The 11,175-nt window shown below is 70.0% G+C and carries 12 protein-coding genes, 1 tRNA gene and 1 pseudogene; 9 read left to right on the top strand and 5 right to left on the bottom strand.

Annotation, left to right across the window (positions count from 1 at the left end; all coding sequences use genetic code 11):
• From AC08OJ_RS15170 to AC08OJ_RS15160, 3 genes are all read left to right on the top strand, one after another.
• A partial coding sequence (locus tag AC08OJ_RS15170; RefSeq protein WP_476596050.1) for a DUF6907 domain-containing protein occupies positions 1 to 397 on the top strand: 397 nt, incomplete at its 5' end.
• Positions 398 to 580: 183 nt separating this feature from the next.
• A complete protein-coding gene (locus tag AC08OJ_RS15165; protein ID WP_476596049.1) occupies positions 581 to 1,729 on the top strand; it encodes an MFS transporter in 1,149 nt (382 codons plus the stop codon).
• Entirely contained in the window at positions 1,726 to 2,673 is a 948-nt protein-coding gene (locus tag AC08OJ_RS15160) for an endonuclease/exonuclease/phosphatase family protein (protein WP_476593110.1), read from the top strand. Before AC08OJ_RS15165 ends, AC08OJ_RS15160 begins: the two co-directional genes overlap by 4 nt.
• Here AC08OJ_RS15160 and AC08OJ_RS15155 read toward each other — a convergent pair.
• Positions 2,670 to 4,073: a transposase gene (locus AC08OJ_RS15155; protein WP_476593111.1), complete on the bottom strand. Its 1,404-nt coding sequence runs from the start codon at positions 4,071 to 4,073 to the stop codon at positions 2,670 to 2,672. The two genes, AC08OJ_RS15160 and AC08OJ_RS15155, sit on opposite strands and share 4 nt — an antisense overlap.
• A gap of 276 nt (positions 4,074 to 4,349) precedes the next feature.
• Between AC08OJ_RS15155 and AC08OJ_RS15150 the strand changes: the two genes are divergently transcribed.
• From AC08OJ_RS15150 to AC08OJ_RS15135, 4 genes are all read left to right on the top strand, one after another.
• Positions 4,350 to 4,670: a hypothetical protein gene (locus tag AC08OJ_RS15150; protein ID WP_476596048.1), complete on the top strand. Its 321-nt coding sequence runs from the start codon at positions 4,350 to 4,352 to the stop codon at positions 4,668 to 4,670.
• 80 nt (positions 4,671 to 4,750) lie between these two features.
• Positions 4,751 to 5,092 (top strand): hypothetical protein, encoded by a 342-nt coding sequence (locus AC08OJ_RS15145; RefSeq protein WP_476596047.1) that lies wholly within the window; start codon positions 4,751 to 4,753, stop codon positions 5,090 to 5,092.
• On the top strand, positions 5,089 to 5,334 hold the full coding sequence (locus tag AC08OJ_RS15140; RefSeq protein WP_476596046.1) for a hypothetical protein: 246 nt from the start codon (positions 5,089 to 5,091) through the stop codon (positions 5,332 to 5,334). The genes AC08OJ_RS15145 and AC08OJ_RS15140 overlap by 4 nt, the downstream gene beginning before the upstream one ends.
• A gap of 18 nt (positions 5,335 to 5,352) precedes the next feature.
• Positions 5,353 to 5,724, top strand: coding sequence for a hypothetical protein (locus tag AC08OJ_RS15135; protein WP_476596045.1), 372 nt, complete (start codon positions 5,353 to 5,355; stop codon positions 5,722 to 5,724).
• Between the two features lie 181 nt (positions 5,725 to 5,905).
• On the opposite strand, the gene AC08OJ_RS15130 is transcribed toward AC08OJ_RS15135, so the two are convergent.
• The gene (locus AC08OJ_RS15130; protein ID WP_476596044.1) at positions 5,906 to 6,352 is read right to left on the bottom strand and encodes a hypothetical protein; all 447 of its coding nucleotides are present in this window, start codon (positions 6,350 to 6,352) and stop codon (positions 5,906 to 5,908) included.
• A 356-nt stretch (positions 6,353 to 6,708) separates the two neighbouring features.
• On the opposite strand from AC08OJ_RS15130, the gene AC08OJ_RS15125 reads away from it, so the two are divergent.
• Positions 6,709 to 7,194, top strand: a complete 486-nt coding sequence (locus tag AC08OJ_RS15125) for a hypothetical protein (protein WP_476596043.1) — start codon at positions 6,709 to 6,711, stop codon at positions 7,192 to 7,194.
• 18 nt (positions 7,195 to 7,212) lie between these two features.
• On the opposite strand, the gene AC08OJ_RS15120 is transcribed toward AC08OJ_RS15125, so the two are convergent.
• Together AC08OJ_RS15120 and AC08OJ_RS15115 are read right to left on the bottom strand one after the other, a co-directional pair.
• Positions 7,213 to 7,395: a hypothetical protein gene (locus AC08OJ_RS15120; RefSeq protein WP_476596041.1), complete on the bottom strand. Its 183-nt coding sequence runs from the start codon at positions 7,393 to 7,395 to the stop codon at positions 7,213 to 7,215.
• A 477-nt stretch (positions 7,396 to 7,872) separates the two neighbouring features.
• Positions 7,873 to 7,948 (bottom strand) — tRNA-Thr (locus tag AC08OJ_RS15115).
• Positions 7,949 to 8,478: 530 nt separating this feature from the next.
• Here AC08OJ_RS15115 and AC08OJ_RS15110 point away from each other — a divergent pair.
• Positions 8,479 to 10,719: an MMPL family transporter gene (locus tag AC08OJ_RS15110; protein ID WP_476596040.1), complete on the top strand. Its 2,241-nt coding sequence runs from the start codon at positions 8,479 to 8,481 to the stop codon at positions 10,717 to 10,719.
• Between the two features lie 286 nt (positions 10,720 to 11,005).
• Here AC08OJ_RS15110 and AC08OJ_RS15105 read toward each other — a convergent pair.
• Positions 11,006 to 11,115: pseudogene (locus tag AC08OJ_RS15105) on the bottom strand (IS6 family transposase); the annotation flags it as partial.
• Positions 11,116 to 11,175: the final 60 nt, after the last annotated feature.

The following is an 11,175-nucleotide window of genomic DNA, read 5'->3' as shown; positions in this document are numbered from 1 at the left end:
CCGCCCCACCAGCCCGGAACGGAGAGGCTCTGCCATGAACCACGATCTTGATCGTTCCTGCCCGTCCTGGTGCCAGAAGGCCGCCGGGCATCTGCACGTGGAAGCATCGGGCCCTGGGGATTACCACACCGCCGAGATCGCCTTCATCGCCCTGCCGGAAATCCCCGGACTCCGCGGGGAGACCGCCCTCGCGGTGACGATCGAGCAGTACGTCACCGCCACGACGACCTACCAGCCGGTGATCTCCCTCGACTGCGGCGGCGACGGCGAACCCGCGGACAACGAGACCCTCACTCTCGACGAAGCCGACACTCTCGCCTCTGAGATCACCCGCGCGGTCACCACGGTCCGCGGCGCTCAGCCTGCCCGGCCTCCCGACAATGACGCCCGCGGGTAGCAGCCCGCTGCCGGGCCGCGGTCGGCAGCGACCGCCGGCCCCGGGCGCCGCGTCAACACGGTTGCCGCGGCTCGCCCGCGGGACTGTCCGTCGCGTGAACTATCCGGAGGGGGGATGTGGTGGGCGGCTCTCTCGCGGCATTGACCAGCTGGAATTTCCGACTGTAATTTCGCGGCGAAGTGTGTGTCGCATGTGGGTACATGGATGCAGCGGGTTGCGCAGGATTATCTGGTGCTGGAACTCGGTGGCGGTGGAACAGCGCTGGGGATCACGGTGGCTGTGCAGTTCGCGCCGACAGCGCTGGGTGGTGTCCATGCCGGCGTGTGGGTTGATCGGCTGGCGCATCGGCGGCGGGCGATGGCTGTCGAGCAGGTCGCCGCGGCGATGCTGGCGGTCCTTCTCGGGGTGGTGGCGCTGGCGGGGGGCGCGGTGTGGCAGGTGTATTTGCTGGCGGCTGGGCTGGGAGTGAGCACGGTGATCTCCAACCCGTTGCAGCAGTCGTTGCTGGCGGAGATCGTCGACGGCCCGTTGCGCCCGTCCGCAGTCGCGTTGAACTCCGCGGCGTTTACCAGTGGGCGGGTGGCCGGGTCGGCGCTCGCCGGGGTCGTGATCGCGGGGGTGGAAGTGGCCGGTGCCTGCTGGGCCAACGCGGTCTCGTTCGCGGCGGTGCTGATGGCGCTCGCGGCCATGCGTCGCGAGGAGATGCACCCGGCCGCACCGGTGCCGCGGGTGCCCGGTCAGGTCCGCGACGGCCTCGGGTACATCGCGGGGCGTGGTGATCTGGTCACGCTGTTCGCCGTCACTGCGGTCGCCAGTGTGGTGCTCATGCCGTTTCAGACGGTGCTGGTGCCGCTGGTGGTGGTGGACACGTTCGGGAAGGGCGCGACCGGTCTCGGGGTCGCGGGTGCCGCCGTCGCGGCGGGGGCGGTCGCCGGCCAACTGGAGGCGGGTCGGCGACCGCCCCGGCCGGGGGGCACCCCGATCCGGGTCGCCGCGGCCGGTGCCCTGCTGGCCGCGGCGGCGACCGCGCCCCGCTATGGAGTGCTGGTGCTCATGCTGCTCGTCGCGTCGGTCCCGGCGTTTGGCTGGGGTGTCCTCGCGCAGGGCTACCTGCACCAGGCGGTCGATCGGGCGTTCACCGGCCGGGTCATGGCGGTGTGGTTCACGATCGCCTCGGGATCCAACCTGCTGGGCCCGCCCCTGGTCGGCTGGCTCGCCCACCTGCTCGGCCCCCGCCCGGCGCTCGCCCTGTGTGGAGCGGGAACTGTCCTCGCCGTGGGCGCCCTCGTCACTGCCACTGCGCTTTCTACGACCACCGAGGAGACCCCGTGACCCACCCGGCAGCCCTGACCTTGACGCTGATGGGCCTGAACCTCCGCCGCGGCGCACCCGGCGCGCACTGGCCGGCGCTCGCCGAACTGATCCGCGCGGTCCAGCCCGACCTGCTGTGTCTCCAGGAGGCCAACGGCTGGGACGACGACCGCAGCGGTCTGTCCACCGCCGAACACGATCTCGGGATGCGGGGCCTGCTTGCCCCGTCCCGGTCCGGCTTTCACACCGGGCTGTTGTGGCGACCGGACCGGCTCCGGTTGACCCGATGGGAGACCCGCTACGGCGCCGAGACCCTGCACGGCTTCGGCGTGGCGGTCCTGACCATCCCGGGAACGCCGACCTCTCTCGCGGTGGCCAGCGTCCATCTGACGCCCTACTCGGCCCTGGCCGCCGCGCAGGAAGCCCAGCTGATCGCCTCCCGGCTGCTGCGCGCAGGCCCGCTCGGAGTTCTCGCCGGGGACGTCAACCACTGCCCCCTCGGCGACGACGAACCGGACTGGTCCACCGTACCGTTCCATGATCGGATTGCTCGCTGTCTGCCCCGCGAGACCGACGAGGCGCTGTGGCGCGGCAACAGGATCGTGTCCGCCACGCTGCGCACCGCCGGGCTCGTGGACGTCGCCGACCACCTCGCGGCGGCCTCGGGCGATCCGTCGCTGCGGGCGGCCACCTCGGCCGGTGGGATGAGGATCGATCAGATCCACCGTCCCTGCCCTCACCGCCGCCGACTACCGGCTCGTCGACACCGGCGGGCACAGCGACCACCAGGGCGTCGTCACCACCCTCCACCTGTGAACCGCGATCTGAACCGTCTACCCAAGGCGGTTCGCCGTCGTCGCCGTCACGCCACGGCTCGCCGGCCCGCCTCCCGGGGATCGTTCGCCATGGGAAGGCACCCTCTCCCGTCACGGCCACGCCCGAGTTTCGTGGCTCTTCGAAGTTAAGCGGGGTTGAGGCATCTGCGGGCTCGGCGGGTGGTTGCGCAGCGTGTTCGTAGCCGCTGGTTTTCGGGGTTGCGGTAGCCGAAGGCGTTGCGGGCGTCGAGCTTGACGACCCGGTTGTGGCCCTCGCTGGCGGCGTTGGTGATGCCGCTGTGCAGGAACGCCTCGATGCAGGTCCACCAGGTGCTGATCGTGGTGGCGAGGCGTTCGAGTTCGGGGACGGCGGCGTCGGCGCACCAGGTGTAGAACCTGGTGAGCCGGTGGGCGATCACCGTGCGGGCGGGGTGGGTGCGGGCGAGCGTGAGCAGCGCGCGTAGTTCTTCCTTGGCGATCCAGGCGGTCAGGATCGTCTGGCCGGGTTCGCCGAGGTCGACGAGGGTGTTCCACAGTTTCGTCAACTGGCGGTCGGTGAGGTTCTCGCGGTTGCGGGTCAGCAGGTTACGGATCTTCCATTCGGGGTCGGTGTCGCGGCCGCGGCGGCCCCGTAGCTGGGTGGTGACCCGGCGGCGGGCCTCTGTGACGGCGTCGTTCGCGAGTTTTACGACGTGGAAGTGGTCGACGACCAGGGTGGCGCCCGGCAGGTAGCGGCGGACCGCGGCGACGAACACCGTGCACATGTCGATCGTCACGTGGGTGATCCGGTCGCGCCAGGACGGTGTCTGGCTGGCCAGCCAGTACGCGACGTCGTCGGCGGTGCGGCCCTCGACCTGGCCGAGCATGCCCTGCCCGCCGGCCAGGTCGGTGAATCCGACATGCCACCGGTCGGCGAGCACCCGGGCCTTCGCCGGCTCGCCACCCGCCGGGTCGGGCTCGACGGTCTCGGCGGGGCCGCCGCCAGCAGGTTCGGGGGACGCCGGTGTGGGAACGGGGTCCGCGGGCCGCCAGCGCGGCCGGCCTCGGCGGGTCTCCTCGATCCCGAGCACGTCCACCGGCGGTGAGGCGGTGTCGGTCAATGGCGCGGCCACGTCGCGCGCCGCGTCCATGACCGTCGGCCAGGACAGCGCAAGGTGCCGCGCGCTGGCTACCACCGTCGCGCAGATCCCGTCGACCACGAGCCGGCCGGCCTGCTCGCGTAGCCGGGTCGTCAACCGTGCCCGCGCCGGCACCGCCGGCAGCGACTCGGTGAACGACCGCTTCGCGCACAGTGGCTCCTGGCAGTACCAGCGGCGTTTAACCCACACCAGTCGCAGGGGGAACGGGCCGTAGCGCAGGTCACGCGGCCGAGTGGTCACGACGCCCTTGACCCTGCGCGCGAACACCCCGCAACCCGGGCACGCCCGCGCCGTCTCGTCCGCGGTCGCAAGCCACACCTGCCGTGTCCTGTCCGCGAGCATCTCGACGCGCGACACCGTCAGACCGTCGATGTCGAGCAACCGCGTCGCGTCATTCGTATGATCGTCCAAGCCCGTAGCTCCGTGGCCTCTCGGTTGCGTCAGGAACAACCAAGATCGCCAGGGGTTGCGGGCCATTCATGTCACGACACGAGGCATGCCACAGCAGGCCACGTCAAGCCAACATTACGCACAGTTACCAAACTGGCTGGGGTCTCACGCCCACCCCGGTTAACTTCGAAGACCCAGTTTCGTGGCGATCCCGACCGTGCTGTCGAGGAATGCGCTACTACTGTCATGAGAAACCGGTCCGTCGCGCCATGCACATCCGGGGGAGGTGAGGGTCTGGTGGACCTCGACCGAGACGGCTGGCTGCTGGCCGAACAGCGCGCCGTGACCGCGACCACCCGCAGTTGGCCCGGCGGCCCGGCCCTCGCCGACCCGGGCAGCTGGGACGTCGTCGCGGTCCGCGGCATCCTCGCCGTCGTGCTGGTCAGCCTGCACCACCGTGATGGCCTCGGTCCGACCGAGGTGGCGTGGGGCAGCGTGCGGTGGCACTGCGACGACCCCGCCCGCGTCCGCCGCCTCGTCACCGCCCAGCTGCCCCACGCCGCGCAGGCCCCCCCACGGCCACGGCGAGCCGGTCACCAGGATTGTGGGCCTGGCTGACCCGGTCGTGGGAGACCCCGTCGAGTGTGCGCTGGCACGGGCTGTGCCGGGGAATAGCTCGCGAGAGCCCGGAGCCGGCGGTGGAGGTGTGCACCGGCTGGGCCGCGCACATCGCCGCGGCGGAGATCGTTCGGGAACGCGGCGGCTATCAGCTGTATGAGCGTGTCCGCGTCGTCGGGCCCTCCGACGCGGCAGGCCGGCACGGCTACGTGCGCGGCTGGGCCTGGTCGTTGGACGACACCGCGCAGACCGTCGCGGACGGATCGTCCTGGTACGACGTCACCCTCGACCCTGAGATCGGGGACGAGACCCGCGGGATGGTGATTCCGCCTGATCAGCTGGCCGCGGGGACCGATGGGCTGTCGTGGCCCCACCACCGCCCACCGCTTCTCCACACCGTCTGGGAAGGCACGGAGCCATGACTGACGACTTTTCCGCGATCTTTGACCTGATGCCGCCGGAGGTGGTCGAGCGCACCGGGCGGATGCACGCCTTGGGCGGCCGGCTGGTGCTCGCGCTGGTCGATCGGGACGCGGACGCGGTGAGCGCGACGATCGATGCGATCGCCGGTTACGACGACGCGCCCGGCCGGCGGCTGTATCCGGGGCCCCGCTTCCGGGCCGCGCATCAAGCCGTGTTCGAGCTCGCGGACGCCTTCGGTTAGCTCGCTGCCCGGCCGGACGTGCGCGCCGACGGTTCCCTGGACCGGGCCCACGCGCTCCTACGGGACTGTGCCCCGCACGCCTACCGGGAGGAGGCGTTGGCGCGGCTCGACGCCTCGGGGAAGGGCCAACCGGACGCCGCCAGGATGCTGGCCGCCGCCGCCATCGCGGCCGGCTTCGCAACCCAGACCGCGGTGTTCCCCTCCCAACGGCAGATGCGGTTCACCCTGCTCCGCCAGATCCGACAGCACGAGGCGGAGGCGCACCGTGTCCCGACCCGGGAGCGTATCGACATCAGCGACACCGACGCCATCCGTTTCCTCGACACGGTCCTCCCGGCGATTTCTCCAGGGTCTCCCACAACCCCAAACACCGAGACCTGTGGGAAATAGATCTGCTCGCGACGGCGAAGATTTTCCTGCTTGATCATCCCGCCTCTACCATCACCCCCGAACACAGAAGGTTTTTTCTCGTCGAGGCGATCGCTATCCTTGAAGCCGTCCTCGACGATGTCAACCCGCGGCGCCCGGAACGCGACCGAAAAACCCGCACCGGCGAGACCGGTCAGCGTACTCAACCCCGTAAGAAGAAGCTCCGCGGAAAAAGATAGACGCCGACGACGGTGGTGGACAACGGCGGCACGAGGCGCATACCGAGGAGGGCCATGGACATCGACACGATCGTACGGCCGCTGTCGCAGGTGAGGGCGGCCGACTCGCGGGAACTGGACCGGGTGTGCGAGGACGTCGCCTCGGCGCTGGTCGACGCCGGTGTGGAACCGCCGTTCCAGCTCGCCTCCGCCGACCTTGTGGCCGGCCCCTGGCAAATCTGCGCCGACCGGTACTGGCGGCGCCGGCTGCTGGCCGAGCCGACCGCGGCCGTCGCCGCGCGCTGCGCCCGCTGGCTGGAGGACCACAGCGGCCAGGATAGCCCCGCTGAACGCCGCACGATCATCGAGACCTGGGCGATCGGATACGCCTTCATCACCCGGGACAGCGTGGAGTCCCGCGCGGATCTCACAGGCGTGGTCGACCGCATCGACCAGCAGGTCGGCGGCTCTCCCACCGTCTTCGCGTTCGCGGCGGTGTATCACGCCAGCAAGCTCCGCATGAACTTCTGGTTCGACGACCTCCACCGGTTCCTGGAATCCTCGCCTCTGGCGCTCGCGGCGCCCGACCGCGACAATCCGCTGTTCGTCGCCCTGCGCGCGTTCGCCGCCTGCGGAAGCCGCACGCCCACCGACGACGCCACCCGCCTCCTCACCCAGGCGTGGACGGCCCGGCCACGCTCCCGCCAGGTCACCCGACATCTGCCTGCATGCCCTGTGGGTCGCGCCCGATCACGCCGAGCTGTTGCGGCGCCACGCCGAAGAAGCCGTGACCGAGTACCCCACGGACCACACCTTCCACTTCCGGCTCGCGACCGGCCGACGCCGGTGCGGCCACCACGCCGCGGCGCTCGACAGCATCGACAACGCGCTGCGGCTCCTGCCCGCGACCGGCAGCCGTGGCAGCCACGTCCTGTTGCAGGACCAGTATCTACGGGAACGAAACCTGATCATCGACGGTATCGGGGAAGCGGAGCGAGCCGCCGCGGAGCAGAAACGGTGGGACGCCCAGGAAGCAACAAATCAGGAGTTGCGCCGGCTCGTGCGTCCGCCGCTGTCCATGCTGGCCCAGCAGGCGGGTCTTTTCGCCGTCATCGCACTGATCTTGACCAGAGAGCTACGGAAGGTGAGCGCCAGCGCATCGCTGCATGACCGCCTCTGGCAGGAGCTCCAGCTTGGTGGCAGCCTGCTCGTCGTCGCCGTGGCCGCGGTCGGCATAGCGGCCCTTGACCGGCGCCGCCGTAAGCCGAGGTAGCCGCCTGCTGGATCTCGGTCAGCTCAGCTCACCACCTGCGCCGCCTGGCCCCGTCTGGCGGCCGACGAGCAGGCCCACCGGCTGGCGTTGGACACGCTCGTCGAAGCATGCGTCGCGGCGGCGTTCACCGCGAAGAATCTCGACTATCCGGATCTGGCGTACCTGGCCGCGACCCGCGTCGAGGCCCATAGTGTCGGCCATGGCGTCGATGTCGCCGGTGCGGGTCGGGGGTGACCTGACCGGGGCGGACCTGACCGGGGCGGACCCGTGGGGGCACGGCGGATCCCGTTCCACGCTGCGGCGATCCCCGGTGCTAACACCGGGTTGCTTGCTCCGTCGCCATGTTCACGTCCACGGCGCCGCCATCGACCCTGGCGGCGCCGTGAACGTCCGATCCCCGTGCCGCGGTGGCGTGGGGTGGGATGGCGGACCGGCCACCGTCAGCCGCCACGCATCGTTCTTGCCGATCCTACCCGCCCTCAGAACGGCAGGCGATAACGGAACGTAACCGTCGTCGGGGCGGTGTCGCGACCGCAGGTCCCGGCCCAGGCGCCCGGAGAGGACACCCCGTTCATGATCGTTCCCTGCACACAATTGCCGAATGCGCACACAAACCCATTTCTGTCTTGAATAGATGATCTTCGATTTCGCAAAACCGCAGGTCAGAGACCATCTGTCTGGAGCCGGCGAGGGGACTCGAACCCCTAACCGCTCGATTACAAGTCGAGTGCGCTACCAATTGCGCCACGCCGGCGGGTGATCTCACGATACCTGACCGCTGCACTGAGACGCTGAGGCCATCGGCCGGTTCGCCGCCGGCCGCGGTTCGCGGGCGCCGCCGGCTCGGCAAGATCAAAAGGGTGCCCGTGGCGTGCTCCCGCCGGTTGCCCGGCTCGAACCCGGCGAGCACCTACAACCGGTAGACGTGTCGGGACCCGCTCCTCGGCCGTGAAGCGGGCGAGGAGCTCCCGCTCAGCCCGGTCAGCCCGGTCAGTGCCGCCATCGGCGGTACCCCGACCGGCACCGATACCGCCGTCCACATTCTTGCCACCGAATAATGTGGTGCCGGAACCGGTGAACAAATTTTGTCACAGCGGTTGTCGGGCAGTTCGTGGCGGTACGGTCGATCACGAGGCCAGGCGTGCGGGAACGCCGTAAAGTGCCGTCTCTCGTGAATCGTCTCTAGAATTATCGGACGATGATCCCCACCAAAGAGCCCCACCAAAGAGTAATTGACGTTGCTTGCCCGCGAGATAGGTTGTCCAAAATAACGAAGGGCCAACCATGCTGATCGTTGCGTTGACAGGCGTCGCACGTCTGTGTGCCCGCCATCGCTGGATCGCGGTCGGCATGTGGGCGGTGCTCCTCCTGCCTGCGGTGTTCTTCGTGATCGCAGGTCACGCGCAATATAGCCACGATGTGTCGGTTCCCGGTTCCGAGTCGCAGCGGGCAATGAATCTGGCGCGCAAGGTGATTCCAGGCGGCGTCCTGCCGGACACCGAACAGATCGTGCTGCACGCCAGGCGCGGCACGCTGGCGGACCCGCTGGTGCACCAGCAGGTCGAGGAGTTGCTCGCCGACGTCGGGAAGCTGCCGGGGGTACTCACCGTCGCCGACCCGTTCGGACCACTAGGCAGGACGGTGCTGGGTGTGTCACCGGTCAGTGCCGACGGGCGCACGGCGGTGGCTCCGGTAATCATGAAAGCGTCGGCGCTCGAACTCGACCTCGGCGCGATCAGACGGGTCTCGGCCACGGCCCGGTCCTACAGCGGCCCCGAGCTTCAGGTGGAGTTGGGCGGACCGGGCGCGACCGCGCTCACCTTGGCCGGCGTCCCGATCCGACCGCTGCTGGCCGCCCTCGCCGTCGCGCTGGCGGTCTTGTGCCTGACCCTGCGTTCGAGGGTGGCCGCCATGATTGCCGCGGTCGTCGCGGCCATGGCCACCGTCACCACCGTGGCCGTCACGACGGTGCTGTCCCACTACGTCCTGACGACTCCCTTTGCCGCTCTACTTGGCGGCATGATCGCTCTTGGGGTCAGCCTGGGCGGGTCCGTCCTGGTCGTCTACCGGGCGCAGACCGCGTTGGCGCGGGGCGTGAGCCCGGTCGACGCGGCCACCGAGGCGATGGTGAAGTCGGTAGCCGCCCTGGCCTCCGGTGGCGTGTGCCTGAGCGTGGCGATGACCGGGGTGCTCCTGCTGAACCTGGGCCCGTTCACGGGAGTCGCCCTCGCGGCCGGGGTGGCCGGGGTGCTCAGTGCCCTGGTCACCCTCACGCTGTTGCCGACGCTGCTCGTCCTCGGCGGCACCCGGATGCTGGGCTGGCTCGGACGGCATTCCCTGACCACGACGGGTCGTGGCCTACCGCATCGGCCGGGTGTGCGATCGTGGTGGGCCAGGCAGGTGGGGCGTCACCCGGCTGTCGCCGTGGCCGCGGCGTGCGTGCTGCTCGTCGCCCTGGCAGCGCTGGTGGTCACCCTGCGGCTCGGTGGCGGCGACGCGGGCGCGGAGCCCACGTCGGCCACCGCGCGGCGCGCGTATGACGTGGTCAGCCGCGACTTCTTCAGCGGTCTCAACGGGCCGATGCTCGTCGTCGTCGACCGGGGGGAGGGCAGCCGGACCGTCACCGTGACCGACGTCGTCACCGCCCTCAACACGACGCCGGGGGTCAAACACGCGTACGCCTCGTTCGACAGTCCCGAGTCGGGCCTGGCCCTGATCCAGGTGCTGCTGCAGGCGGGTCCCCGGTCGACGGACTCCTACGACCTGGTGCACCGACTGCGGAACGACGTCCTGCCGGCGGTCCTGCGGCCCACCGTGAGCCGCGCCTACGTGGGCGGGCAGGCGGCGTTGTTCGCCGACATGGCCGCGGATTTCCGCGGCGCGCTGCCGATGTTCGTGTTCGTGGTCCTGCTCGCGGTGGGCGCGCTGATCTTCCTCACGGCCTCCTCGCGCGTCACTGCCGCCGTACTCGCCGTTTCGGAGCTGTCGTGCGGCCTCGCAACGGCCGGTGTCCTGGCGGCGCTCTTCCAGCAGGACCGTTTCGCCGGGAAACTGGGCCTCCAGGCTGGTCCGATCGAACCGTTCATCCTGGTCTTCGTGCTGGTCGTCGGGTTCGGCCTGTCCCCGGGCATGAACCTGAGCCTGCTGAGCAGACTGCGCGAAACCGATGCGCCAGGCTGGCGGGCGCTCGAAGGCGACGCGGTCAGCCGCGGCCACGCCGACGTGGGGCACGTCGTCCTCACCATGAACCTCATCATGATCCTGGCGTTGTCGGTGGTCATGGCGCAGCCGTCCCGCACGCTGAAGCTGCTCGGGGTGGGTCTGGCGGTCGGTGTGGCGCTCGACGCGTTCGTGGTGCGAGCGGTCGTCCTCCCCGCGCTGGTGCACCTGGATTGGCGCCGCGAAACCGCTGGCGGCGTACCCGCCCAGCGCCGGCCGGCGAGGGCGGCCACGAGGTCGTACGACCCGTCGTCGGCGCGGGCAACGGCACGCGCGGCGGCCGTTTTTCCCGGAGGAGTACCATAGGGATGAGGCCCGGGCGTGTTGCGTTCCGGGGAACGTTCCCGGGCAACGTTCCCCGGAACGTTGCCCGGGGAGTGGTGCGGGCCAGGCCCCGGGGGTCTGTTGTATTGCGGGACAGTACGGCAGGATGAACCCGGCCGGATCGGTGATCAGATCGCCCGCATGAGTTCGGCGAAGGCAGCCGTCAGCCGCACCTACGGGTCGGCGTCGACGTCAGGTTCGTAGTGTCCGCGGCGAAGATTCCGCACGAACGCGTGTCCGGCGCTGATCGTCTGGGCGGAACGGAACCCAGCGCGTAGCGCGGGTACCACCGGACCGCGAGCACGATCACCTCGGGTGGGAACCGAAACCCGTGAACTCCGGGACCGGGACAGGCGGACAAGGGCGGCAGCGAGCCATCATCCGACCATGCCCCGATGTCGGCGCGGCCCCCGGCCCCCGCCGATGCAGCAGTACCTA

The sequence above is a fragment of the Frankia sp. CgKIO3 genome (assembly GCF_977946435.1).
The sequence above is the reverse complement of the archived record's forward strand: the minus strand, read 5'-3'. Positions and strand labels throughout refer to the sequence as shown.